Origin of the sequence: Paenibacillus sp. ICGEB2008, assembly GCF_000307675.1 — a bacterium.
Taxonomy (GTDB): domain Bacteria; phylum Bacillota; class Bacilli; order Paenibacillales; family Paenibacillaceae; genus Paenibacillus; species Paenibacillus polymyxa.
Genome location: NZ_AMQU01000011.1, coordinates 112,778 through 139,048, shown reverse-complemented (window position 1 = coordinate 139,048; position 26,271 = coordinate 112,778). Strand labels below are relative to the sequence as shown.

Genomic DNA, 26,271 nt, shown 5'->3' with positions numbered 1-26,271 from the left:
GGGTTATCGGATGAAAAAGACAGTGCTGCTTGTCATCTCCCTGATGTTGCTGCTTACGTGTATGCTTGCAGGTTGTGGTAATACAAAGGCTCAACAGAGTGGGACCAAAACGATACACATTTATCAATTCAAAGTGGAGATTTCGGAACCGTTGAACAAACTGAAGGCTGAGTATGAAAGAACGCACCCTGGTATCAAGCTGGATATTCAATCTGTCGGTGGGGGTACGGACTACGGTGCTTCGTTGAAGGCTAAATTCGCCTCAGGCGACCAGCCGGACATTTTCACGAATGAGGGTTACCAGGATCGCGATACGTGGTTTGAGTACCTGGAGGATTTGTCGGATCAGCCATGGGTGAAGGACCTGGACGATTTCGCCCGTAAGCCGATGACGGTTAACGGTAAGATTTATGGACAGCCTATGAACCTGGAGGGATTTGGTTTTGTTTATAATAAGGATTTGTTCAAAAAAGCGGGTATAACCAAATTGCCTCAGACGTTAGATGAATTGGAGGAAGCAGCCAAGCGACTGAAAGCAGCAGGGATTATCCCTTTTGCTAACGGCTATGCAGAATGGTGGGTTCTGGGAAACCATTTTATCAATATCCCCTTTGCCAGACAGCCGAACCCGGAGAGTTACGTTGCGGATTTAAACCAAGGAACTGCTCGCATTCCTGGTAACCCCGTGTTCGATCAGTGGGTGAAGTTGCTTGACCTGACTTTAAAATATGGAAACCCCAATCCGCTCACGACGGACTACAATACACAAGTGACACTGTTTTCAACAGGTAAGGCCGCTATGATGCACCAGGGGAACTGGACGCAGCCGCAAATAGATGGAATTAATCCTAACTTGAATTTGGGTATTCTTCCTACGCCTATAGACAATAATTCTTCCACTGGAGACAAACTGGCTGTGGGAGTGGCCTCGAACTGGGTTGTCAACAAAAACTCGCCTGTGAAGCAGGAGGCAAAGGAATTTCTCAACTGGCTGGTCACATCAGAAACAGGCAAGCATTATATTACCAAGGAGTTTAAGTTCGTTCCTGCCTTCAAAAGTATCACGTCCAGTGACGAGACCACAGGTGATTTGGGTGCGGAAATATCACGGCACGTGAAGGAAGGCAAGATATGGAGCTGGAACTTCCAGCGCTTTCCAAAGGGGCTAAATCAGGATTTAAGCAGTAGTATGCAAGCCTATATCGCAGGCGTTATTACGAAGGACGAAATGCTTCAGCAATTTCAGGGAGCGTGGGACAATCTGAAGTATAGATAAAGAATATATGCGTGGGATAGCAGAGGCTATATCTCAGGCAGGAAGTTTAGAACTGGTAGGCTTTGACGGTCAAGGACCGTCAGAGCCTTTTTAGTATGATTTCATATGACAAAAGTCACACGTAAATGGGCCTTGCCAAGTATTTTGCCTGTCATATCTTTCCCTTGACAAAAGGTTGCAGTGGCAGGTGTTAAATCAATCAAGGGAATGTTATAATAAACAGGATTTACAGGCACGCATTGCATCTGTGCTTATTTGGTTTGTACAAATAGGTTACATAGATCCTTTCGAATCAGGATGTTCGATATGCTGGTGCGGAAGAACGTGACGATAATACCGGAGGGAATATATTATGGCAAAACTGGTGGTTTGCGATCACCCTTTGATCCAACACAAACTTACATTTATCCGCGATGTGCGGACCAACACGAAAGATTTCCGTGAACTGGTTGATGAAGTAGCAACTTTGATGGCTTATGAAATTACAAGAGATATTCCGCTGGAGAGCATTACGGTACAGACTCCAGTTGCTGAAACTGAAGGTAAAGTGATTTCTGGTCGTATGTTGGGCCTTATCCCGATTTTGCGTGCAGGCCTGGGTATGCTGGATGGTGTCGTAAAGCTTTTGCCTGCTGCAAAAGTAGGACATGTGGGGTTGTTCCGTGATCCTGAGACATTGCAACCCGTAGAATATTATACGAAGCTGCCTACGGATGTAACTGAACGTGAATTGATCGTAATTGATCCGATGCTCGCAACGGGCGGGTCGGCGATCGCAGCGATTGATGTGTTGAAAAAAAGAGGCTGTACTCAAATTAAAATGATGAATCTGATTGCCGCTCCTGAAGGAGTGAAAGCTGTGCAGGATGCGCATCCTGATGTAGACATTTATGTCGCTGCACTGGACGAGCGTTTGGATGATCATGGTTACATCATTCCGGGTCTTGGGGATGCGGGAGACCGCTTGTACGGAACTAAGTAGACTGCTTTTAGCGGTTCGGCACAATCTATGGACGCTAAGACAGATCATCTAACTGAATCACGGAAGATCTGGAAGCAGACGTTTATTATGAAAAGGGGTTCAACAGAAAATGTCTAAAATCAAAGTAATGACAATTTTCGGTGTGCGTCCGGAAGCGATTAAGATGGCTCCTCTCATTTTGGAGCTTCAGCGCCATCCGGAGCATATCGAGTCCGTAGTATGCGTAACAGCTCAACATCGCCAGATGCTTGATCAGGTTCTGGAAGTTTTTAATATCCACCCTGACTATGATCTGGATGTAATGAAGGATCGCCAGACACTCAATGAAATCTCCATACGTGTACTTCAAGGTCTGGAACCCGTATTGCGTGAAGCCAAGCCTGATATCGTGTTGGTTCACGGCGATACGCTGACGACTTTCTTGGCTAGCTATGCAGCCTTTATGCAGCAAATTGAAGTAGGGCATGTGGAAGCAGGTTTGCGGACATGGAACAAGCTTTCTCCATATCCTGAAGAAATGAATCGTCAGCTCACAGGTGTGCTGTCCGATCTGCATTTTTCGCCTACTTCTTTATCGGCTGGAAATTTGCGGAAGGAAAATAAACCTGAATCGCGAATATATGTAACAGGCAATACAGTAACTGACGTGTTTCAGTATACAGTTCGCCAGGACTACGAGCATCCGGTACTGGACTGGGCTCAGGGCAAACGCCTGATTCTCATGACAGCACATCGCCGGGAATCCCAAGGGGAACCGCATCGTCAGATTTTTACTGCGGTTAAGCGGATCGCAGATGAGTTTGAGGATATTGCAATTGTTTACCCGGTTCATCCGAGTCCGGCTGTGAAGGAACCTGCATTTGAAATTTTGGGCAACCATCCGCGTATTAAGCTGATTGATCCGCTGGATGTAGTGGACCTGCACAATTTTTATCCACACACGCATCTGATTCTTACCGATTCCGGTGGTCTTCAGGAAGAAGCGCCTTCGTTCGGAGTACCTGTCCTAGTGCTGCGTGATACGACCGAAAGACCGGAAGGGATTGAAGCGGGTACCTTGGAACTGGTGGGTACAAGTGAAGAGAACGTGTACAATCGGACCAAGGCTCTTTTGACAGATTCCGCGTTGTATGAGTCTATGAGTCAGGCAGCGAATCCTTACGGTGATGGACAGGCATCTGTAAGAATTGTCAATGCGATTTTGCACCATTATGGTGTTCAAGCAGAACGTCCTGAAGAATTTCACACAATGTTCACAAAAGGCGTCCGTTCGTAATAATTAATCTTTACAAGGTAAGCATACAGTTAAACTGTACGGTTACCAAGGGATACAGCATTTTTAGATGCTTTGTCGACTGATTTTTATACTTTAGGGCGCTAAAATATCTCAATTGACAAAGCATCTTATATTTAAGTAAAATGGACTGGAATTGCAGGGGTGACATGAGAAAAGTGGTCAAACCTTCCAAGCAAAACAACAACCGAAACAACACCGGAAATGCCTTTAAGGCTATAGGACTGGTGAGCGCGATCGGCATTGATTTGACGATATGCACACTGGGTGGTTTCTATGCCGGAAAATGGCTTGATACCAAACTTGGTGGCTCCGGAATTTGGATTGGCGTAAGCGTTCTCGCAGGCTTGGTTGTAGGCGCATTAAGTATTGCCCTTGTGATCGGAAAGGTATTGAGGGATAACCATGAATGAGATGACCCGTATGCAAAAAATGTTATGGATCGTGGCGCTTGGTATTATGGCTCTGTGTTTCCTGGTCTCCGCCTTCATGCCCCAACATCGTGACATTGCTCACGGAATCATTCTGGGAACGGGAGTAAGCTGTCTAAATGTGCTGTATATGGCCTACAAAATTCGACAGGTTGCGAGTGCGGCCGCCGGTGAAAGAAAGAAGAGAGTGTTTGGTATTGGCTTTGGCGTTCGATTAGGGACCTCAATTTTGGCAGTGGTGCTGGCTATAGAATTCCCGGCCTATTTCCATGAGATCGCTGTAATGGCAAGCTTGGTGACCGGACAATTCCTTCTGTTAATTATAGGCATCATATTCGCGCTTCAGGAAAAATGATAGCTCAACTGAGAAAGGGGTGAGAAAACATGTTGCATGAATCACCGATTATCCAATTGGGCGGGTTTAACATTGACTTGTCCGTCATTATTATGCTGGTTGTGACCTGCGCGATTGTATTTGGACTGGCATTTGCTGCAACGCGCAATTTGTCTGTGGACAATCCGAGCAAGTTGCAAAATTTTATGGAATGGGTCGTAGAATTCGTTCAAGGACTGATTTCCAGCACGATGGATTTGAAAAAAGGGAAGCCATTCCTCTCCTTGGGGATGACGCTGATCATGTTCATTTTCGTGGGCAATATGCTGGGTTTACCGTTCGGCATTGTGACTGAATTCGATAATGTGCAAAGTGCCCAAGTATTTGGACATGAAATCATTCCAGTCAAAGAAGCATTAGAACAAGCACAGGCGTCTCACCCGGGCGAAGCTGCCCATGTAGGTATCAGCTGGTGGAAGTCACCTACCGCAGATGCAGGGGTATCCATTGGACTGGCATTGATGATCTTTGTCCTGGTTCATTTCCTGGGGATCTTCCGTAATACCAAAGCTTACTTCAAGCATTACGTTCAGCCATTTCCGTTCTTTTTGCCAATTAACTTGATTGAGCAGTTCTCAAAACTATTGACACACGGTATGCGTCTATTCGGTAATATTTTTGCCGGCGAAGTTTTGATTAGTGTTCTGCTGAAAATGACAGCCCTTGGTGTGGGAGGTATGGTTGCTTCCGTATTGGGACTCGTAGTCTGGCAGGGATTCAGTATTTTTGTCGGCAGTATCCAAGCGTTCGTCTTTACGATTCTAACGTTTGTATATATTTCGCAGTCCATTGACACGCATGAAGAAGAGCATTAGACAAGCACGTTTTCCGGTTTTTAGTTAAGTTCAGGAGTACGCTTCGCGCTTAACTGCAAATACATGTAAAACACAAATACACATCACTAAGGAGGATTTTTTAAAATGGGAGTTTGGGCATATATCGCAGCTGCAATCGCAGTAGGTTTGGGCGCTTTGGGCGCAGGTATTGGTAACGGTCTGATCGTAAGTAAAACAGTTGAAGGTATTGCTCGTCAGCCTGAAGCTAAAGCAACATTGCAAACGGTAATGTTTATCGGTGTAGGTCTGGTCGAAGCCCTGCCAATCATCGGGGTCGTTCTGGCATTCATTTTCTACGCAGGTGCTTAATTGAATGGAAGCAAGGTTTGGCGGGGAAGGCACAGCCATCCGCGCCTTCTTTGTTCGTTTGAACATGAAAGACCCAGAACCGACGTTCACCGGAAAGGAGTGACTTCAATTGAGTTTAAATTGGACAAGTATCGTTTTCACTATCATTGCATTTTTGATCTTGTACTGGTTACTGACGCGCTATGCATTTGGCCCTCTCTTTTCCGTTATGGAAAAGCGGCGTCAACTCGTGTTACAGCAAATGAATGAGGCGGCACAAACACGTGAACAGGCTGTTGCTTATGTTGAGGAGCAAAAGCAGGCTCTCCAGCAGGCGCGTAAGGAAGCCTACGATATTATAGAGCAGTCAAAACAAACAGGTAACAAGCAAGCGGAACAAATTATTATTCAGGCCAAAGACGAAGCTGTCCGCCTGAAAGACGAAGCTGTTCGTGAAATCACAAGCGAGCGTAATAAGGCAGTTGCCGAATTGCGCAGCGAAGTGGGTAAAGCTTCGGTACAAATTGCTTCCAAACTGATTCAAAAGGAAATTAAGGAAGATCAAGTCCAGGGAGAGCTTGTCGACCAATACCTTAAAGAGGTAGGAGGCAAAGCATGAGCCGAGATACGGTAGTTGCCAAACGGTATGCGAAAGCTTTGTATGAAGTAGCAGAGCAGGAGCAAACCATTATGGAAACCGAACAGGAGCTACGTGCTTTTGTAGAAGCTGTATCGGGGGATGCTGAAATCCGTAAATTCATTAATTCTCCTAACATTACGGAAGCAGTCAAGCTTCAGGTTCTGGCTAGCAATTTTGAAGGCAAGTTGTCTGCGTCGCTGATTAACACGATTAAGCTGCTGATTCAGCGCAGTAGAGCAGATTTGTTCGAATCTCTCCTGGCCGGATATCTCGATATACAGGAATACAAGCTGGGGATTGCCCATGCTAAGGTGTATTCGACTTATGCTTTAAGTGATCAGGAAAAAACAGCGGTAGCCGAGGAATTCGGAACCCGTGAACATAAAACAATCCGTGTGGAAAATATAGTGGACCCGAGTCTGCTGGGCGGATTGAAAGTGGTTATCGGCGATACACTGTACGACGGCAGTCTGGCCGGCAAGCTGGATCGTCTCGAGAAATCCTTTAACAGACGAGTATAGAAGATAGGGGTGAACACACTTGAGTATCAAACCTGAGGAAATCAGTTCATTGATTAAAAGTCAGATTGAACAATATAAAAATGATATCGAGGTCGTTGAAGTCGGCACTGTTGTTGAAGTCGGCGACGGTATTGCCCGCGTCTACGGACTGGAAAAAGTTATGGCCGGTGAATTGGTCGAATTCGACACTGGCGTATTGGGCTTGGCGCTCAATGTGGAAGAGAGCAATGTCGGTGTTGTTATTTTGGGTCAATTCTCCGACATTCGCGAAGGTGGTCAAGTAAAACGTACAGGTCAGATCATGCAAGTCCCTGTAGGCGAAGCAATGATCGGACGTGTAGTTAACCCGCTGGGACAACCGGTAGACGGTAAAGGACCGATTGCTACAACAGAATTCCGTCCGGTTGAAAGTCAGGCTCCAGGCGTTATGGCCCGTAAATCGGTACATGAGCCTATGCAGACAGGGATTAAAGCTATTGATGCGATGGTTCCGATTGGTCGTGGTCAACGTGAGCTGATTATCGGTGACCGTCAAACAGGTAAAACTTCTATCGCAATCGATGCTATTTTGAACCAAAAAGGCAACGGCATGAAATGTATTTATGTTGCTATTGGTCAAAAACAATCCACGGTTGCTCAAGTTGTTGAAACATTGCGTCGTCATGGTGCGCTGGAATACACGATTGTCGTTACGGCATCTGCTTCCGAACCATCACCATTGCTGTACATTGCTCCTTACTCTGGCTGTGCCATGGGTGAGTACTTTATGTACAAAGGCGAGCACGTCCTCGTTGTTTATGATGACTTGACTAAACAAGCGTCTGCTTACCGGGAACTTTCCCTGTTGCTGCGTCGTCCACCGGGTCGTGAAGCATATCCGGGTGACGTTTTCTACCTGCACTCTCGCTTGCTGGAACGTGCAGCGAAGCTGAATGATGAGCTCGGTGGCGGATCACTTACCGCATTGCCGTTCATCGAGACACAGGCTTCCGACGTTTCTGCGTATATTCCAACTAACGTTATTTCCATCACGGATGGACAGATCTTCCTGGAAGCTGACTTGTTCTATGCAGGGCAACGTCCGGCGATCAACGTAGGTATTTCCGTATCTCGTGTAGGTGGCTCCGCTCAGATTAAAGCGATGAAAAAGGTTGCAGGTTCCCTGCGTCTGGATCTCGCTCAATATCGTGAGCTTCAAGCGTTCTCCCAATTCGGGTCCGACTTGGATAAATCCACCAAAGCTCGTCTTGATCGTGGTGCACGCATGATGGAAATTTTGAAACAAGGAGTTAACCAACCGCTTGCTGTAGAGCAACAAGTAGTGAGCTTGTATACTGCTGTAAAAGGCTTCCTCGATGATATTCCTGTAGCGGATGTAAAACGTTTTGAAAAAGACTTCCTGTCTTTCATGGAGTCCGATCATCAGGATGTGCTTCAATCTATTCGCGACACGAAAGACTTGGTTGCTGATAATGAAGCAGCTTTGAAGGCAGCTATCGAGAAATTCAAAAAATCATTCGCCACGTCGGTTTAATACATTGGAATTTGCCTGTTTATGATGAAAGATGTCCTAAGGAAGCGTACCCTCTGGGTTGTGGCTTCCTTGGCATGTTTTACCCTCACTAACAGGCCCTTTAACATATGTCCGGCTGGATTTGAATCTTACGAAGTTAGCTTTGGCTTTGTCAAAGCTTGAAGGTGGTGAAATCATGGCAAAAGGTATGCGCGAGATTAAACGTCAGATTAAAAGTGTGCAGAGTACGAAGCAGATCACGAAAGCAATGGAAATGGTCGCTGCATCCAAGCTGAGAAAAGCTCAGGAAAAAGCGGAATCGGCTCGTCCTTACTCGGAAAAGCTTAGAGAAGTTGTGAGTAGCATTGCTTCTGGAGCGAATAACATCAAGCATCCAATGCTAGAGACGCGTCCAGTTAAAAAGACGGCTTATCTCATCATTACATCTGATCGTGGTCTGGCTGGTGGTTATAACGCCAATATTTTGCGACAGGTTACGCAGACGATTGCTGAACGTCACCGTTCACAGGATGAATTTATGATTTTCATCATTGGGCGAAAAGGACGGGATTATTTCAGACGTCGTGAATTTCCTATCGCTGAATCGGTAACAGATCTGTCAGATACACCTGCATTTGCAGATATCAAAACGATTGCTAGCAAGGCAGTACAAGGCTTTGAACTTAAAGAATTTGATGAGCTTTATCTATGCTATAACCGCTTTGTCAACGCATTGACTCAAATTCCAACAGTTGATCGTTTGTTACCGATGGCAACACCGGATTCTGCTACGACTTCATCCTCAATTAACTATGAGTATGAACCTTCACCAGAAGGTGTGCTTGAAGTATTGCTACCGCGTTACGCGGAAACGCTCATTTACGGCGCTTTGCTGGATGGTAAAGCAAGTGAGCTGGGAGCGAAGATGACGGCAATGGGATCAGCTACGAAGAATGCTACCAAGTTGATTGGAGAGCTTTCCTTAACCTATAACCGTGCTCGTCAAGCGGCTATTACCCAGGAAATTACGGAAATTGTCGCAGGGGCTAACGCTCAGTCTTAATGCGACTTCTTGCGACTGTTTTATAACAGGCTCTACACTATTATGATAAATTGCGGGCGCAAAACAAATCAGAATGGTTCGGATTTGCGGCTGTGCAAGCTTGTAGGAGGGAAACCAAAAGATGAACAAAGGACGCGTAGTGAGCATCATGGGTCCGGTTGTCGACGTTGAGTTTGAACGTGGGCAGCTTCCGGAAATTCTGAATGCCATTCATATTGGGACTGTGCTGGAGAGCGGAGTCAAAATTGATCTGACGCTCGAAGCTTCAAAACATCTAGGTGACAACCGTGTGCGTTGTATTGCCATGTCTTCCACAGATGGTTTGGTTCGTGGAGCTGAAGCAATAGATCTGGGAGCGCCTATCTCGGTACCTGTCGGCGAAGCTACTCTTGGACGTGTATTTAACGTGCTTGGAACGCCAATTGATAATGGTGCTGATATGAGTGAAACGGCTAGAAATCCGATTCACCGTCAAGCGCCTTCTTTCGAAGAATTGACAACTCAAGCAGAGATGCTCGAAACTGGTATTAAGGTTATCGACTTGCTGGCTCCTTATGCCAAAGGTGGTAAAGTCGGATTGTTTGGTGGTGCTGGTGTAGGTAAAACCGTAACCATTCAAGAATTGATTAACAATATCGCTCAGGAGCATGGTGGTATTTCTGTATTCGCAGGTGTAGGTGAACGTACACGTGAAGGAAATGACTTGTACCATGAAATGAGAGATTCCGGCGTTATCAACAAAACAGCGATGGTGTTTGGACAAATGAACGAGCCTCCGGGTGCGCGTTTGCGTGTTGCCCTCACAGGTCTGACGATGGCTGAGTATTTCCGTGATCAAGAAGGCCGTGACGTGTTGCTCTTTATTGATAACATTTTCCGCTTTACCCAAGCAGGTTCTGAGGTTTCTGCCCTGTTGGGACGTATGCCTTCCGCAGTAGGTTACCAGCCTACGCTGGCAACTGAGATGGGTCAATTGCAAGAACGGATTACTTCTACTAAAAAAGGTTCAGTTACTTCCATTCAGGCAATCTACGTGCCTGCGGATGACTACACTGACCCGGCTCCTGCTACGACGTTTGCCCATTTGGATGCTACAACAAACCTGGAACGTAAAATTTCCGAAATGGGTATTTACCCAGCGGTTGATCCACTCGCATCAAGCTCCCGTATTTTGGCTCCAGACGTTGTGGGTGAAGAGCATTATAATGTAGCGCAAGGGGTAAAACAAATTTTGGCCCGCTACAATGAGCTTCAGGATATTATTGCGATCCTGGGTATGGACGAGTTGAGTGAAGAAGATAAAATGCTGGTAGCACGTGCCCGTAAAATCCAGCGTTTCCTTTCACAACCTTTCCATGTTGCCGAAGCATTTAACGGCTTCCCAGGTAAATATGTGCCGGTTAAAGAAACTGTACGAAGCTTCAAAGAAATTTTGGAGGGCAAGTATGACCACCTTCCAGAAGCGGCCTTCCTTTTTGTAGGAGCCATCGAAGAAGCAGTTGAAAAAGCTAAAACGTTGTAAACATACAGGCAGAGAATAGCCGAGCCTTACGAAGTGAGCTGGCTGTGGACAGCTTCCAGGAGGGATTCAAGTGAGCACGTATTTACTAGAGATTGTGACGCCGGAGCGCCTGGTCTATACGGAACAGGTAAACAGCATCAGTGTTCGCGGCTCGGAAGGCGATCTTGGGATTTTACCAGGACACCTTCCCTTGGTCACTCCCTTGAAGATTGCACCGATACGTATTAAAATCGGTGGTCAAACTGAAGTGATCGCGGTCAATGGGGGCTTTGTTGAAGTCCGCAAAGATAAAGTGGTCATTTTGGCTGAGAGTGCGGAACGTTCCGAAGATATTGATGTGGAGCGTGCCCGTGCGGCAAGGGAGCGGGCAGAACTGCGGCTCCAGAGCAAGCAGGAACAGATAGATCATCATCGGGCAGAAGTCGCTCTGCAACGGGCGCTTAACCGATTGAATGCTACAAGTATCAGAACCAATAAGAATTAATATTGGATTTTGAGTGGAATTTTAAAAGGGTTCGGCATAGTATACGGATGGAATGACAAAGAGACCACTTCATAACTTCTGCCCAAGAATGCCTGCAGAAGGTAAGTGACGCCTTTGCTTCCTTCGATCACTGTGATCGAGCCCTTTTTTAGCTGTCTTTTCCAAAAATATAGTCCTATTTCTTGTTTGATGGCTAGGTATTTAGTACCTTTTAAATTCGCGAAACAGAAGTGATTATTCACATTTTGTCGAAATAAATGTACTGGAAACAGAAATAGCACTGGCATATTAGGCGCTCGCCGAGTATTATAAAGAAGTCTGTGACGCAGATGGGAGGAATTACGGATGAACGGGAAGCAGCAGTTGGCTGAACAGTTAAGTCAATCGGCGAGTATGACCGCGCTGATCTCCATGATCGTATCGCTCGTCTGTATAGCGTTAGCTTGGTGGGCTTTGCAAAGCTTAAAGCTGGATTTGTTAATCCGGCAACCCAAAGGACCGCAGGGCAGATTGCTGCACTTGTTTCTTGCTATAATTTTGGGACAGTTGGTTTCTGGTTTCTTGTTGAACTACATCTCTTGGAGCCAGATGCTCTAGAATTTGTTTTAACATGAAGTAGGCGGGTTATATGATTTTATGACTGTGGATGTTGCAGGAATTGTCGAATAACATCGTGCCATATTGTTAACAATGGTAAACAAAAGAACCATACATGTATAACTGGCTCAATCAGTTAGAACGCAATGGTCGTCAAGTACAAAAAAAACGCTTGTATACTTGTTTTAATCAGTGGTATGATGGCAGTTAGGGTATTAGTAAAATCTTGTTTTTTTATGTAATGAAAAAGCAAGGCATGAAAATAGCGGAATATGTTCTTTTTTTCAAAAATGGAAAAGAGAAATGACGCGCGGAGGGAACCATAGATGAGCAAATTTATCGTCCGCGGTGGCAACAGATTGACCGGGAGTGTCAAAGTCAGCGGAGCCAAAAACTCAGTTCTGCCGATCATCGCCGCTTCTCTGTTAGGAGAAGAAGGAGAAAGTGTTATTATGGATGCACCTCCTCTAGACGATGTGATGACCATTAACAAAGTGCTGGAGTCCTTAGGAGCAGGCGTTACATACCAAGACGAGGTCATTCGTGTTGACGCGCGGAAGATAATTTCCTGTGAAGCCCCTTACGAGTGGGTTAGGAAAATGCGCGCATCATTTTTGGTTATGGGGCCATTGCTTACACGTTTGGGACGTACAAGAATCTCGCTTCCAGGCGGATGCGCAATTGGAACAAGACCTATTGATCAGCATTTGAAGGGGTTCGAAGCGTTGGGCGCCGAGATAAGCTTGGGCCAGGGCTTTATTGAAGCTAAAAGTAACGGTCGTCTGCGCGGAGCTAAAGTTTATTTGGATGTAGCCAGCGTAGGAGCAACCGAGAATATTATGATGGCCGCTACTCTTGCTGAGGGCGTAACTACCATTGAGAATGCTGCTAAGGAACCTGAGATCGTTGATCTCGCCAACTTCCTGAATGGCATGGGAGCCAAAGTACGCGGTGCAGGCACAGGCGTAATTCGTATAGAAGGCGTCGAGAAGCTGCATGGTGTAAAACATACGGTCATTCCCGACCGGGTAGAAGCAGGTACTTATATGGTTGCTGCTGCGATCACAGGCGGGAACGTATATGTAGAAGGCGCGATATCCGATCATTTGGGACCGGTTATATCCAAGATGGAAGAAATGGGTGTAACGATTCAACCCGATGAAAATGGTATTCGTGTCATTGCGGATAAGCCGCTAAAGGCCGTTGATGTTAAAACGCTGCCTTATCCTGGGTTTCCGACCGATATGCAGTCTCAAATGATGGCACTTCAACTTGCCGCTGAAGGAACGAGCATCATTACGGAAACTGTGTTTGAAAATCGTTTCATGCATGTGGATGAATTTCATCTCATGAATGCGGAAATTAAGGTCGAAGGTCGTTCGGCGATTGTAACTGGCAATGCTAAGCTGACGGGTGCGAAAGTAACCTCGACAGATTTGCGTGCAGGAGCTGCGTTAATTCTGACCGGACTTATTGCGGAAGGTACAACGGAGGTATCTGGCGTTCATCACATCGATCGTGGTTACGTTCATTTGGCTGAAAAACTGACTGGATTGGGAGCGGATATTTACAGAGTGACTGTAGATGAATCCAAACTGGATCATTCGGCCAGCACAGAGCGCGTTGTGGCAGAAGAAACGTCAGGGAATCTGTTCAAGAAGATTCAACCTTCCCTCGCCTAACCTTTAACGTATTGGCATAGGTATTAACTTGAACCATTAGAACCAAGTCCGAAAGGACTTGGTTTTTTTGTGTTTTTGCTGCCTGTCTTTTTCATTCTTTCAGTTCTCTCAAAACGGTTCTATCAAAGTGGACGACCTCATATGATTGAGAATATCTGCTGGAGTATATGTGTACTTTAGCCGGACACTTAACCCTTTGATGGAGGTTTCAGCCTATGAAAGATTCACAGGTTCGCATCCGTATACCAATTCATCATCCTAAGGAACATCGCCAGACCTCACTTGCGAAGGAAAGCTCTGGCTCTATAGCAACTTCGTTGCAGAAAAATAAGCTTATGCAGCAGCAGCCAGACAGAACAGGCGCATTGCCGCCTATCGCCAAGACCCATCGGCGTACCACAGCGTTGACTTCCACTATACACACTGTCGGTGCGATGCTTCCTGATGCTGAAACAGCGACCAGTAACACGGGCGACGCAAGCAGGATACAGGGAGCGCAGCCGCATCTGCGACCTACATCCGGGCGAGCCCCGCGTTGGGGGAGCCGCCGCCCATGGCTGCCCTTTGCCGCCATGGCAGGGGTGCTGGTGCTTGCCATGGCGGTGCCCGCACTAATGGCATGGCCACGCCAGGCAGTGCAGCCTTTGCCGTCTGGGAGCCGCACAGCCGCACCCGCGCAGCCTAATACGGCGGCAAAGAGCGAGGCGCCCGTTACGCGCCTGCCGGGTGTCCCGCCGATGCCGGCCGTACCGGCTGCTCCAGCGCGCAGCGTGCCAGCTGCGGCAGAGCCGGACGTGCGGGTGTACGTCACGTCTACTGGCCGGACGGAGACACTGCCTTTGGAGCAATACATTGTCGGCGTAGTAGCAGCTGAAATGCCGCCCAGCTTTGAGGAAGAGGCATTGAAAGCACAGGCCATTGCCGCGCGTACCTTCATTACCCGGCGTTTGTTGGCTGATGATACCAGTGGTGCCCCGGCGGGCGCAGATGTGACAGATACCGTTAAACACCAGGCTTACATCTCCAAAGCTAAACTTACTAGAGAATGGGAGCATTCTGGCAAATCCGCAGATCTGACTAAAATTCGTCAGGCTGTACAAGACACCAAGGATACAATCATGGTATATGATGGCAAACCCATTACAGCTTCTTTTTTTTCTACCAGCAACGGCTATACCGAAAATTCAGAGGATGTATGGGCGAAGGCCGTGCCCTATTTACGAAGTGTGTCCAGTCCATGGGACAAGCAGTTGGCTCCTCGTTTTACAGAAACCGTTACACTGAGTCGTCAGAGCGTGTTCGATAGATTAGGATTGAGTCGTGCTGCGGTCACTGCTTCTACTGGAGGGGGGAGTATGCCAGAGATTCGTATACTCTCCAAAACAGAAGGGCATCGCATCAAAAAGATTGAGGTGGGAGGTTCGGTCTTTACGGGACCGGAGATTCGTAACAAACTAGGGCTACGATCGGCTGAATTTACGTGGAAGACCGAAGGGGATCGGATTGCTATAACGACCTACGGTTATGGCCATGGCGTCGGTATGAGTCAGTGGGGAGCCAACGGAATGGCCAAGGAAGGACATACGGCCACTCAGATTCTTCTTCACTATTATACTGGCATTTCTTTTGCGAATGCCTCTCGTATTCTAAGTTAGTAAATTTTTCGTAACTTTGAAGTATAAAAGAGTTGCGCCCGGTAACACTGGTTACTGAGGTGATGAGCAAATGAGTGAACAAAATAAAAACCAGAACCAAAATCATGAAGATACACCCAAAACCTTTCAGGGTGGAAGAGCTTCACGGCCGTCTTCGTGGAAAAAGCTGTTGTCCAAAAGGTGGGCATACCCGGCAGCCTACATTGCCGCAGCAGCCATTATACTAACCTTAGTGTGGGTCTATCAGGATGCTAGCCAGAAGTCTTTCAAACCTGACCCAGCTAGTCCATCGGTACAAAGCACAAGCGCAGTGAGTACCGATGTCAACGAACAACAACCAGAAAGTGTGGAGGTTGTTGCTCAGTCGGAAAATATCGCATGGCCGGTGGCAGATGCTAGCGCAGTGCAGGTCGTTAAGCCTTTCTTTGACGAAAACGCGACGGCTGATGAGCAAGCGGCAGCTATGGTAGAGTACGATAAAACATTTACCGCTAACACCGGGATTGACCTTTCTCGGTCCGACGATCAAGCGTTTGAAGTGAGAGCTGCACTGAGTGGGAAAGTATCCCGTGTGGAACAACATCCGCTGGTAGGTAACGTCGTAGAAATCACGCATGATAATAATCTCAAAACAGTGTACCAAAGCTTGAGCGATCTGAAAGTAAAAGAAGGCGATCAAGTGAAACAAAATGATGTGATTGCTTCAGCAGGTCGCAATGAGCTCGAAAAGGATTTGAAAACACATCTGCATTTTGAAGTGTACCAGGATGACAAGCCGGTGAATCCAACAGGTCTGCTTCCTAAAAAATAAATGGGTCATAGCTTTGCATGCAAAGCGGGGAATTCATATTCCCTGCTTTTTTCTTGTGTAGTTTTAGCGCATAAGGTAAACATAAGCTGCTTTTGCCAAATAAATAGGCCTTCCGTAGCATGTCTTACCACCAAACCGCGAATATATAGGCACGCTCCTCATATAATGTACCAAACTATCCACAGTAGGGAGGCGGGAGCGTGCACGATTACATCAAGGAACGGACCATCAAAATCGGTCGCTGTATCGTGGAAACAAGGAATACGGTCCGTACGATTGCCAAGGAATTTGGTGTCTCCAAGAGCACGGTGCATAAAGATCTGACCGAACGGCTGCCTGAAATTAACCCGGATCTTGCCGATCAGGTGAAGCACATTCTCGAATACCATAAATCCATCCGTCATCTGCGGGGGGGTGAAGCGACGAAAATTAAATACAAAAAAACGAGTGGGAAAAGAAGGGGAATTCTTGTTTCTGGCAAGTCCTAAAAATATATAGTGAATTGGCTGGCAAAGCCATTGAATCAACCCCCTGAAGTATGATATGTTAAAAGATGGTACAAGACGAAAAATGACATGTAACCGTAGGTTTATACATATATTTGCCGCTTCTTGTCGAATCTTAGCTTTTTAAAATATCACTTTGGGGGCCTTTTTAATATGTTCAGTAATGATATCGGTATCGACCTCGGTACGGCCAACGTGCTTATCCACGTCAAAGGTAAGGGGGTTGTTCTTGACGAACCTTCCGTTGTTGCGATAGAAAGCGATACAAAAAGAGTTCTGGCTGTCGGAGAAGAAGCGCGCCGTATGGTAGGACGTACTCCTGGTAATATCATAGCCATCCGTCCATTGCGTGATGGTGTCATCGCCGATTTTGAAGTAACAGAAGCGATGTTAAAATATTTTATTAATCGGGTAGGGGGAAAAAGCTGGTACAGCCACCCTCGTATTTTGATTTGTGCGCCGACGAACATTACCTCAGTGGAGCAAAAAGCGATTCGTGAAGCGGCGGAGCGTAGCGGGGCGAAAGAAGTATTTTTGGAGGAAGAGCCAAAAGCGGCTGCCATCGGGGCAGGAATGGATATCTTTGAGCCTAGCGGCAACATGGTCGTAGATATTGGTGGCGGAACAACAGACGTTGCAGTCCTCTCTATGGGAGATGTTGTAACAGCTTCTTCTATTAAAATGGCAGGGGACAAATTTGATACAGCCATCATGAAATATGTGAAAACGAAGTACAAGCTTCTCATCGGGGAACGTACGGCTGAGGATATCAAGATTGCTATCGGAACCGTGCATCCGAGCGGACGACGTGCTGAGATGGACATCCGTGGACGGGATATGGTATCCGGATTGCCCAAAACGTTAAGTATTTCCGCGGAAGAAGTGCAGGACGCGCTGAGAGATCCCGTGTCAGCGATTGTAGCTGCAGCTAAGTTTGTACTGGAGCAGACCCCACCGGAGCTATCAGCCGATATTATTGACCGTGGTGTCATTTTGACTGGCGGTGGTGCGTTGCTTAGCGGTTTGGACGAGCTACTTGCTGAAGAATTGCGTGTTCCAGTGCTGGTTGCCGAAGATCCGATGCATTGTGTCGTTAAAGGTACAGGAATTATGCTGGATAATTTGGATCATGTGGTTAAGAAAAAGTTCTAATCTGCCGATAGTGACTATAAGAGACTCGTGTGCGGTCAGGCAGGTTGCCTAACATTTTGGCTTTAGTGCCTCCATGCGAGCATATAATTGATGAGCAGAGTATAGGATTGGGGTGCACGATACATGTTGAGAGGTTTATATACTGCGGCCGCCGGAATGATGACACAACAACGACGTCATGACACTGTGACGCAAAATATTGCTAATATGAATACCACGGGATATAAACAGGAGAATAGCGTTCAACGCTCATTCCCCGAAATGCTTATTTCCATGACGGGGGGAAACCCTGATAACCCGGATCGCACGGTCGGCAAGCTTAATACTGGCGTTTTTGCTGAGGAAAGCCTCTCTCCTTACATTCAGGGAGCGTTGAAGGATAGTGGACAAACTACGGATTTTGCGATACAGTCCAATATTAATGTGAATGACCCGGCTACTGGTCGACCTATGGCTTTTGATCAGGCGGGAAAATTCATCAATGCTAACGGTGAAGTCACCTATCGTCCAGAAGCGTTTTTTACGGTACGGGACAATAATGGTAATGTCCGCTATACACGTGATGGACATTTTCAAGTAAATGGAACGGGAGCATTGCTTTCGTCGACTGGTTCAGCAGTGTTGGATACGAATGGAAACCCAATTCAATTGACGGGGCCTGTCTCAGCGCTTAAAGTAAATGAACGGGGTCAATTGGTGGACAGCCAATCTAACCAGTTGCTCGGAACGACGCTTGGAATTAGTGTTATTGATCGGCCATACCAGCTCGTTCGTGAGGGCAACGGTAATTTCCGTCTGAATGATACGGATGGTGCTACGGCTAGAATGATGACCGCTAACGATACTGTATCTGTTCGCCAGGGCTATCTGGAAGTATCTAATGTAGATGCTGCTCAGTCGATGGTGGATATGATGGCTGCGTTAAGAGCGTATGAAGCGAATCAGAAGGTTATTCAATTTTATGATAAAAGCTTGGACAAGGCCGTTAACGAAGTAGGCCGTGTATAACAGGGGGTAAGTGATGAACAACTCCATGATTGGCGCAATGGTGTCTATGGCCAGTGTGCAGCAGCGTTTGGATTTAATTGCCGATAATATCGCCAATGTCAATACGGTTGGTTATAAGAGTAAACAGGGTTCCTTTGAAGATGTATTGGCCAATGTGCAGCAACAACCTTCGACGTATCTCCAAAATGGGCGGGCGATGCCGCTCGGCTATAATTTGGGCTACGGAGTCAAAACGACCGCAATTATGAAAAATATGGAGCAAGGTCCGCTCAAGGAGACGGGACTTCCTACCGATCTGGCGATCCAGGGGAATGCTTTGTTTGAAATCCAAGGAAATGGGCAAAAAGCTTGGACGCGTGATGGCAGCTTTCATTTTATCCCTGATCCGAATGATAATGAGACGATGATGTTGACCACTGCCGAAGGTTATTCTGTGCTGGATAATAACGATGTTCCTGTGACTGCACCAGCGGGTTCCAAAGTAGCTATTAACTCTGATGGCGAATTGCTGATTCGTGCTAATGGAACTGGCGCTCCGACAGTTGGTCAGCGAATTAAGCTAATGGATGTACAGCGTCCAGAAGGATTGCAACAGCGGGATGATAACCTGTTTGTGTTAGCAAATGGCGTGACAGAAGCCGACGTATTCGGTGCAGCAGGGGTGGCAGGTGCTGTTCCAACGGACGTATCTGTGCGTTCCGGTTATCTTGAGGAGTCTAATGTGGATTTAGCGGGCGAAATGACGGATATGATGCAAGTCCAGCGGATGTATCAAATGGCGGCACGGGCATTAACCTCTAGCGATACGATGATGAACCTGGCCAATAATTTGAGGGCTTAAGGATTTGGTGATGAAGGAAGAACAATCTGATTCCCGTCCGGTGCCTGAAAAGACTAAATCCCGCTGGCGTACTGCTCGTTATTTCGTAGTTCCGTTGCTGCTCCTGTTCTCGCTGTTAGGCGGCTTAATTGCAGGATATGTAATTGTAGGTAAGCAAGGGCTGGCAGGCGTATTTGAATGGAAAACCTGGCAGCATGTCATTGATCTTATATTTGCGCCTTAGTTTACTTTAATGAGTGGGGGCGGAAAAAGGTCGCTCTGCGTGCAGATTGTTTTTCCGATTGCTGTTATCCCCAGATTCATTTTGATTTTAAGGCATTCAAGGTTTGAATCCGGGGATAAAGGCAAACGCTGTGCTTCTCCAAAACAATTCTGCCCGCTCCGCTGGCTACCCGCCATGGGCCACTCTTATTAAAATAAACCACCCGCGATTGTGTGGGGAGTATAGAAAACAAAACCCTGTGCCAGTGGCGCAGGGTTTTGTTATGTCGCCGACGGCAAGAGCCGCCAGCGTAGCACGCATGGATTGCGGCCAATGTAGGCCATTCGCAGAGCCCTCCGATTGTTTCTCTGCCCTTCACGACAAGCGAGTATTATTGAAGCGAGCTTTCTTTATGAGCCAAAAACAACTTGGCGGAGGGGATCGAATCGTTCTGAAGAAAGCAATAGCGTTCGCCTTTATCCTCGGATTTTAACCCTTTCGGGTTTTATATAATAGAAAATCTGAGGATAACAGCGATCGGAAGAATGATCCATTCCCCGTAGCCTGCTCACCTTGACTCAATTGAAACTTCGCTTCACTCCATAATAGGAGCAACAAATATGGTACTTCCGCATAATTTTCTTTTTGCACCTGATGAATGTATAATGATGGGGAGTTTATAACACTGCGGGGTAAAACCAAGCACGAGCAAAAGGGCTTCTTCTCGCCTCTGGTTGCGTAACCGGCGGAAAAAGCCCCTTATCTCAACCTTCACTTCTGCAGTAGGTGAAGGATATCTAACATTGTTGCCGTGATGAGCTGTTTTTATACAGCGTTAGCGGGGTAATATTATGCTTGCAGTAACTCTGGCTGAACAGAGTGAAATCTGCAAGCGGGAGGAGTTATTAAGCTAAATGGACAAATTGCAATTGGATGTTAATCAAATTCAGGAGATTATTCCGCATCGACCGCCATTTTTGTTGGTGGACCGTATTATTGAATTGGAGGAAGGGAAGAGAGCAGTAGGCATTAAAAATGTAACGATGACTGAGCCTCATTTCATTGGACATTTTCCGGGTTATCCCGTTATGCCTGGTGTGTTGATCACTGAAGCGTTGGCTCAAGTCGGAGCAGTCGCATTACTGCACCTAGAGAGCAATCGCGGCAAAATCGGCTTTTTGGCAGGGTTGGACGGTTTCCGTTTCCGTGGGCAGGTAGTCCCTGGGGATACGCTGACACTTGAAGTGGAAATTACTCGTTCCAAAGGCGCTTTTGGCAAAGGGAAAGCTACGGCGAAAGTGGGCGACACGGTAGTAGCTGAGGGCGAGATTATGTTTGCTTTATCAGACCCACCACAATAGACAAGCCCTGCCGACATAAGCACGACGTCTGAACCGAGTGCATGTGTACATAGAGATCCTGTTTTGACAACCCAAAAATGGAGAGGGGAAATTCCGTATGACGCAGTTGAGTAAAAAAGCATTAGAAGGCATTGAGAGCTGGCTGCAAGACCCTTATATTGATGAAGAAACCAAACAGGAGTTGCGCGCATTGCAAGGCAACGACCAGGAACTAGAGGATCGTTTTTACAAAGAACTGGAATTCGGTACAGGCGGTCTGCGTGGAGTGATCGGGGCAGGCAGTAACCGGATGAATCGTTATGTGATTGGACGTGCGACTCAAGGACTCGCTCGCTATATTTTAGAGCAGCATGCTGGCAAAGAAGGAAAACCTTCAGTTGTCATTGCACATGATTCGCGTCATTTTTCGCCAGAGTTTGCTTTGGATGCAGCTTTGGTGTTGGCGGGCAATGGTATCGTAGCTAAGTTGTTCCCTTCCTTGCGTCCAACGCCACAGCTTTCGTTTAGTGTACGTCATTTGGGAGCCAGTGGAGGAATCGTTGTAACGGCGAGCCACAATCCTCCCGAGTATAATGGTTACAAGGTATACAATAATGAAGGTGGTCAGCTTGTTCCTGATCAGGCTGAAAAGGTGATTGGCTATATTCGTGAGGTTCCTTCTTTTGCTGACATCAAAAGTCTGGCACGTGAAGAAGCAGAGGCGCAGGGATTGTTGGTTTGGCTTGGAGAAGAGGAAGATGAAGCGTTTGTAGATACGGTAGCCAGTGTGAGTGTGAACCGAGAACTGATTGCAGCTGGACCGGGCAAGAACTTCAAAGTTGTGTTTACACCTCTTCATGGCACTGGAAATATACCTGTTCGTCGTGTGCTGGAAAAAATCGGTTTTGAACAGGTGCATATTGTGCCTGAACAAGAGCAGCCAGATGCAGAATTTTCGACCGTTAAGTCGCCTAATCCGGAAGAACGCGATGCGTTCAAGCTGGCCATTGCGCTGGGTGAGAAAATTGGTGCAGATCTGTTGATCGGAACAGACCCTGATGCTGACCGTATGGGGGCAGTTGTGAAAAACCGTGATGGCGAATATGTGGTCTTGTCCGGTAATCAGTCCGGCGCCATTATGGTTTACTACTTGCTGAATCAACTGAAAGAAACCGGCAAGCTTCCGAATAATGGTGCGGTCATCAAAACCATCGTTACTAGCGAAATGGGTGCAGTCATTGCTGAGCATTTTGGAGCAACAGTGTTTAACACGCTAACTGGCTTCAAGTATATTGGCGAGAAAATGAACCAGTTTGACCAAACTGGCGAGTATACCTACCTGTTTGGCTATGAAGAGAGCTACGGCTATCTGGCAGGGAATTATGCTCGTGACAAGGATGCTGTTTTGGCGGCCATGCTGATCGCTGAAGCTGCTGCTTATTACAGCACGCAAGGCAAGACGCTCTATGATGTTTTACAAGAGCTGTACGAGCAGTTTGGCTACTTCCTTGAGAAGCTGGAGTCTCGTACACTCAAGGGGAAGGATGGAGTGGAGCAAATTCAAGGCAAAATGACGGATTGGCGCAGCAACGCACCTCAAGAGATTGCAGGTGTGAAGGTAGACAAAGTACTGGACTACTCACAAGGCCTGGACGGACTTCCGCAGGAAAACGTACTCAAGTTTTTATTGGAGGACGGTTCATGGTTCTGCCTGCGTCCTTCGGGCACAGAGCCTAAAATCAAAGTATATTTTGCAGTACGTGGTTCCTCGCTGTCAGACGCGGAGCAAAGAATCGGTCAGCTGGTCAATGCTGTTATGGCTCGCGTAGACGCTTGAGAAAATTCCCTTTATAATAGAATAGGTTAAGGTAATTAGAATATGAAATGAGTAATCGGTGACCTCTCACGGCAAAGGGCAGTACGCCGTGGAGGTCATTTCTCTGTATTGCAGAATAACCTGGAAGAGGCTTTGGAAAAATAGGCTTATTCCGGCAACGGAGGATTTTGCAAAATTCAATGAGTGACCTACCTAAAGGGCAGAATGGCAAGTGGGCAGCATTGAATTTTGCAAAATCCCGAATATTAAGGAGGTTCTTTGGTGTATCAGAAATGGCAGTATTGGAATACGGCTTCTCGAAAATGGTTGTGGATTCTGGTCGCTGTTGGCTTGCTGGCTTCCATTCCAGTCATCGCCGATCGTGTAAAGACAGAATCCTCGAGTAAAAAAGTAGAGATTGTATTCGATTATCGGGATTTGACGGAGGCGGCTTCGTATCAGGCTCATCCGCAGGACTATCTGAATGAGCAGCTTGACCGCTTACAACAGGCTGGTGTGAACAGCATGGCGATGTATGAAAGTACGCTGGATGATTTCCGTAAAGCGGGCCGTATTGTAACATATACGACTCAGAATGTTGCGGATCTAGAAAAACGTCTTTCACCTGCAAATGAGAATTATACTTACGTTGTTTTCGCTGACAAAGAAAATGCTGAGGCACTAAAGCCGTTAATTTTACGTACGTTTACAAGTCTGGGCATCAACGTAAAGCCGTGGAGTTATCAGGGACAGGAGGGGCTTGTTGTGGAAACATCCCCCGAGGATGCGTATCTCAAGCCTATGCAGCCTGACCCGATTGCTATGAAGCAGCTTCGGAGCAAAGGATTTTTTATTGTTCCACGCATGAGTGACAGCCTTCCCTATAACCAGGAGTTGACGGAAGAGATGCTGGCTTCCTTTCAGCAAAATGGTGTAAAACGCATTTTGTTTGAAGGTGATTCAGTCAAAGGCTTTACTGATAATGAGAAAGAGCATAGCTTAGCGGCATTTGCTAAATTGCTGAACAAATACGATATTGGCCTAGCTGCTATTGAAAACTTAAAAAAACCGCAGGCAGGCTTCAATAAGCTCGCTTACGATATCCATTATAATGTTGTGCGTCTCTACTCATTGAGTGATAAAGATGCAACACTCGATGTGGAAACGTTGGCCGATCGTTTTGCACTGGCCACCAAGGATCGGAATATTCGCATGTTGTATCTGAATACCGCGCCTAGTCGTAGTGTTGCCGAGGCCAAGGTGAAAGACTCGGTTGACAACCTGATTCACAGCTTAGACAAACCGGGCAACGCTGTACAACGAATGGAGAAAAAAGGGTTTGAACTTGGACAAGCTGAACCGTTCCAAGTGGTCGATTCCTCCATTCAGCGCTATCTCAAAATGATCGTCGTACTGGGTGCACTAGCTTTCTTCTCCATAATGGTGTCCTATTTCGTTCCGGCATTGACTCTGCTTGCATTTGCACTGGGGTTGGTAGGCTCTGCTGGGCTTTATGTTTTGAACTCCAGTTTAATGGAACAAGGTTTGGCGCTGCTCGCAGCGATTAGCGGACCTACGGTTGCGATGATCATTGCAGTGCGTACGATCAGAATTAAACGTGAACAGGGGCCTGAACTTTCTGTAGGTCAACGTTTGAGTCAAACGCTTATACTATACGTACAGACAGCGATCTTGTCGCTGGCTGCAGTGCCTTTTGTTATTGCACTGTTGAACAGCATTGCCTACAGTCTGGTGCTAAACCAATTTAGAGGTGTAAGCTTGCTTCACATTCTGCCGATCTTCTTGGCTGCGATTTATATTTTCTTTTATCGTGGCGTTTCTATACGGGAGGAAATCTCCAAACTGTTACGTACGCCGATTACTGTATTGTGGGTTATCGCATTGGCTGTTATCGCAGCGGCAGGCTACTACTATTTGACTCGTACTGGAAACGCAGGTACGGTGTCGAACACAGAACTGGTTTTCCGTAATTTCCTTGAGAATGCGTTTGGTGTACGCCCGCGTAATAAGGAATTTTTAATGGCTCACCCACTGTTTATTGCAGGGATATTCTTGGCTTTGAAATATCGCAAAGCAATCTATTTGCTGATCATAGCTGCTATTGGTCAAGCCTCGATGGTGGATACCTTCGCTCACATTCACTCTCCAGCTGCACTCTCGCTTAGTCGCGGGCTGTTGGGATTGGGATTGGGTCTGGTGCTGGGAATCATCGCAATTGTCGTGTGGCAAGTGCTGGAAGGATGTTGGAAGAAATGGTCACCACAGCTAAAACGATAATAATCTCGGGTTATTACGGGTTTCGCAATAGTGGGGATGAAGCGGTGCTCAAGTCGATTCTGACTGCTTTAGAAGAGGAGAGTCGTCAGGCGGGGCTTACGGTCAAGCCTGTTGTTCTATCTTCTGACCCTGCTTGGACACAGAAAATGTACGGAGTAGAAGCTGTTCCGCGTATGAGCCTAGGAGAAGTGCGGAGAGCGATTAAAAACAGCGATGGGCTAATTAGTGGCGGCGGGAGTCTGCTCCAGGATGCTACAAGCCCTAAAAGCATTCCTTATTATCTAGCGATTCTGAAACTGGCTCAATGGGCTGGAAAGCCTACGTTTGTATACGCTCAGGGCATGGGCCCGGTACAGCGGAAGATATTTTATCCTATGATCCGATCTGTGTTTCAACACTGTGAATATGTTTCCGTCAGAGATGAGCAATCTGCTGCTTTGCTGGGTACCATGAAACTGAAACGCCCGGTTGTTCATGTTGTTCCTGACCCTGTAATGGGGCTTCCTTTGCCCTCTGGTTCCGAGCTACATAATGCAGCAACTGAGACTGATGAGGATAAACTCCCGGTTGTTGGTGTGTCTGTACGCTACTGGGATAAGGAACAACGCGATTTAACGGCTATTGCAGATGGCTTAAAAAGATTAGCCGCGGAACGCCGTGTTCACTTGCGTTTCTTGCCATTCCATTTACCTGACGACGTACAGGCTTCAAGGATGGTAATGGATTTGTTGGGGGATATTAGGGGGACGGGAAGCCTTGTCAGCATGTGTGAACAAGTTACCGATCCGCAACAGATGCTTTTGGAAGTCAGCAGATGTAGTTTGATGATCGGGATGAGGCTGCACAGCTTAATTTATGCAGCGTCCCATCAGGTGCCCCCGTTGGGGATTTCTTACGATCCCAAAATTGATCATTTCCTCAGCCGTGTTGGTAGCCAGCCTGTAGGTACTACAGATGCACTGGATGGGCAAAAGTTGGCTAATGAGTCCATACGACTGCTGGATCAGCGCAGTCAATGGATTGAGAGCCAGGGGGCAGCAATTGCTTTGTTAAAAAGTGAGGCTCGCTTACCAGCACAACATATCGTTAATTACTTGTGTCGCAAAGGATGATGGATAC

Annotated in this window: 26 protein-coding genes; all 26 read left to right on the top strand. The window is 46.8% G+C overall.

Annotated features, from left to right (window positions below; translation table 11 throughout):
- Window positions 1-10 precede the first annotated feature (10 nt).
- The 26 genes from C400_RS0112105 (at window position 11) to csaB (ending at window position 26,264) form a co-directional block, all read left to right on the top strand.
- Window positions 11-1,276: an ABC transporter substrate-binding protein gene (locus C400_RS0112105; protein ID WP_017427137.1), complete on the top strand. Its 1,266-nt coding sequence runs from the start codon at window positions 11-13 to the stop codon at window positions 1,274-1,276.
- 352 nt (window positions 1,277-1,628) lie between these two features.
- Window positions 1,629-2,258, top strand: coding sequence for a uracil phosphoribosyltransferase (gene upp, locus C400_RS0112100; RefSeq protein WP_013312332.1), 630 nt, complete (start codon window positions 1,629-1,631; stop codon window positions 2,256-2,258).
- A gap of 109 nt (window positions 2,259-2,367) precedes the next feature.
- A complete protein-coding gene (gene wecB, locus C400_RS0112095; protein WP_017427136.1) occupies window positions 2,368-3,534 on the top strand; it encodes a non-hydrolyzing UDP-N-acetylglucosamine 2-epimerase in 1,167 nt (388 codons plus the stop codon).
- Between the two features lie 167 nt (window positions 3,535-3,701).
- Window positions 3,702-3,965 carry an AtpZ/AtpI family protein gene (locus C400_RS0112090; protein WP_016822882.1) on the top strand — a complete coding sequence of 88 codons (264 nt, stop codon included), beginning with the start codon at window positions 3,702-3,704 and terminating at the stop codon, window positions 3,963-3,965.
- On the top strand, window positions 3,958-4,338 hold the full coding sequence (locus C400_RS0112085; protein WP_013312329.1) for an ATP synthase subunit I: 381 nt from the start codon (window positions 3,958-3,960) through the stop codon (window positions 4,336-4,338). Before C400_RS0112090 ends, C400_RS0112085 begins: the two co-directional genes overlap by 8 nt.
- 29 nt (window positions 4,339-4,367) lie before the next feature.
- Entirely contained in the window at window positions 4,368-5,192 is an 825-nt protein-coding gene (atpB, locus tag C400_RS0112080; protein ID WP_016822883.1) for a F0F1 ATP synthase subunit A, read from the top strand.
- 105 nt (window positions 5,193-5,297) lie between these two features.
- On the top strand, window positions 5,298-5,522 hold the full coding sequence (gene atpE, locus C400_RS0112075; protein ID WP_007432750.1) for a F0F1 ATP synthase subunit C: 225 nt from the start codon (window positions 5,298-5,300) through the stop codon (window positions 5,520-5,522).
- Window positions 5,523-5,631: 109 nt separating this feature from the next.
- Complete coding sequence (atpF, locus tag C400_RS0112065; RefSeq protein WP_013373436.1) at window positions 5,632-6,120, top strand: F0F1 ATP synthase subunit B; 489 nt, start codon at window positions 5,632-5,634, stop codon at window positions 6,118-6,120.
- Entirely contained in the window at window positions 6,117-6,662 is a 546-nt protein-coding gene (locus C400_RS0112060) for a F0F1 ATP synthase subunit delta (RefSeq protein ID WP_016822885.1), read from the top strand. Before atpF ends, C400_RS0112060 begins: the two co-directional genes overlap by 4 nt.
- A 19-nt stretch (window positions 6,663-6,681) precedes the next feature.
- Window positions 6,682-8,196 carry a F0F1 ATP synthase subunit alpha gene (gene atpA / locus C400_RS0112055; protein WP_016822886.1) on the top strand — a complete coding sequence of 505 codons (1,515 nt, stop codon included), beginning with the start codon at window positions 6,682-6,684 and terminating at the stop codon, window positions 8,194-8,196.
- Between the two features lie 175 nt (window positions 8,197-8,371).
- On the top strand, window positions 8,372-9,238 hold the full coding sequence (gene atpG, locus C400_RS0112050; RefSeq protein WP_026065435.1) for an ATP synthase F1 subunit gamma: 867 nt from the start codon (window positions 8,372-8,374) through the stop codon (window positions 9,236-9,238).
- A gap of 121 nt (window positions 9,239-9,359) precedes the next feature.
- On the top strand, window positions 9,360-10,760 hold the full coding sequence (gene atpD, locus C400_RS0112045) for a F0F1 ATP synthase subunit beta (RefSeq protein ID WP_016822888.1): 1,401 nt from the start codon (window positions 9,360-9,362) through the stop codon (window positions 10,758-10,760).
- Between the two features lie 70 nt (window positions 10,761-10,830).
- The gene (locus C400_RS0112040) at window positions 10,831-11,244 is read left to right on the top strand and encodes a F0F1 ATP synthase subunit epsilon (protein ID WP_016822889.1); all 414 of its coding nucleotides are present in this window, start codon (window positions 10,831-10,833) and stop codon (window positions 11,242-11,244) included.
- A 345-nt stretch (window positions 11,245-11,589) separates the two neighbouring features.
- Window positions 11,590-11,841 (top strand): DUF1146 family protein, encoded by a 252-nt coding sequence (locus C400_RS0112030; RefSeq protein ID WP_016822891.1) that lies wholly within the window; start codon window positions 11,590-11,592, stop codon window positions 11,839-11,841.
- A gap of 326 nt (window positions 11,842-12,167) precedes the next feature.
- Window positions 12,168-13,523 (top strand): UDP-N-acetylglucosamine 1-carboxyvinyltransferase, encoded by a 1,356-nt coding sequence (murA, locus tag C400_RS0112025; RefSeq protein WP_017427134.1) that lies wholly within the window; start codon window positions 12,168-12,170, stop codon window positions 13,521-13,523.
- Between the two features lie 215 nt (window positions 13,524-13,738).
- On the top strand, window positions 13,739-15,178 hold the full coding sequence (gene spoIID, locus C400_RS0112020) for a stage II sporulation protein D (protein WP_017427133.1): 1,440 nt from the start codon (window positions 13,739-13,741) through the stop codon (window positions 15,176-15,178).
- Between the two features lie 70 nt (window positions 15,179-15,248).
- Window positions 15,249-15,989, top strand: a complete 741-nt coding sequence (locus tag C400_RS0112015) for a M23 family metallopeptidase (protein WP_017427132.1) — start codon at window positions 15,249-15,251, stop codon at window positions 15,987-15,989.
- A gap of 200 nt (window positions 15,990-16,189) precedes the next feature.
- Entirely contained in the window at window positions 16,190-16,477 is a 288-nt protein-coding gene (gene spoIIID / locus C400_RS0112010) for a sporulation transcriptional regulator SpoIIID (RefSeq protein ID WP_013373425.1), read from the top strand.
- Between the two features lie 171 nt (window positions 16,478-16,648).
- The gene (locus tag C400_RS0112005) at window positions 16,649-17,647 is read left to right on the top strand and encodes a rod shape-determining protein (protein WP_016324820.1); all 999 of its coding nucleotides are present in this window, start codon (window positions 16,649-16,651) and stop codon (window positions 17,645-17,647) included.
- A gap of 123 nt (window positions 17,648-17,770) precedes the next feature.
- Window positions 17,771-18,655 carry a flagellar hook-basal body protein gene (locus tag C400_RS0112000; RefSeq protein WP_016822894.1) on the top strand — a complete coding sequence of 295 codons (885 nt, stop codon included), beginning with the start codon at window positions 17,771-17,773 and terminating at the stop codon, window positions 18,653-18,655.
- Window positions 18,656-18,668: 13 nt separating this feature from the next.
- Window positions 18,669-19,496: a flagellar hook-basal body protein gene (locus tag C400_RS0111995; protein ID WP_016822895.1), complete on the top strand. Its 828-nt coding sequence runs from the start codon at window positions 18,669-18,671 to the stop codon at window positions 19,494-19,496.
- A 10-nt stretch (window positions 19,497-19,506) separates the two neighbouring features.
- The gene (locus tag C400_RS0111990) at window positions 19,507-19,719 is read left to right on the top strand and encodes a DNA-directed RNA polymerase subunit beta (protein ID WP_007432733.1); all 213 of its coding nucleotides are present in this window, start codon (window positions 19,507-19,509) and stop codon (window positions 19,717-19,719) included.
- Window positions 19,720-20,612: 893 nt separating this feature from the next.
- On the top strand, window positions 20,613-21,059 hold the full coding sequence (gene fabZ, locus C400_RS0111980; RefSeq protein ID WP_013373420.1) for a 3-hydroxyacyl-ACP dehydratase FabZ: 447 nt from the start codon (window positions 20,613-20,615) through the stop codon (window positions 21,057-21,059).
- A 97-nt stretch (window positions 21,060-21,156) separates the two neighbouring features.
- Window positions 21,157-22,875, top strand: a complete 1,719-nt coding sequence (locus C400_RS0111975) for a phospho-sugar mutase (protein ID WP_017427130.1) — start codon at window positions 21,157-21,159, stop codon at window positions 22,873-22,875.
- A 261-nt stretch (window positions 22,876-23,136) separates the two neighbouring features.
- Entirely contained in the window at window positions 23,137-25,152 is a 2,016-nt protein-coding gene (locus C400_RS0111970) for a DUF5693 family protein (protein ID WP_017427129.1), read from the top strand.
- Entirely contained in the window at window positions 25,128-26,264 is a 1,137-nt protein-coding gene (gene csaB / locus C400_RS0111965) for a polysaccharide pyruvyl transferase CsaB (protein WP_017427128.1), read from the top strand. Before C400_RS0111970 ends, csaB begins: the two co-directional genes overlap by 25 nt.
- The last annotated feature ends 7 nt before the right edge of the window (window positions 26,265-26,271 follow it).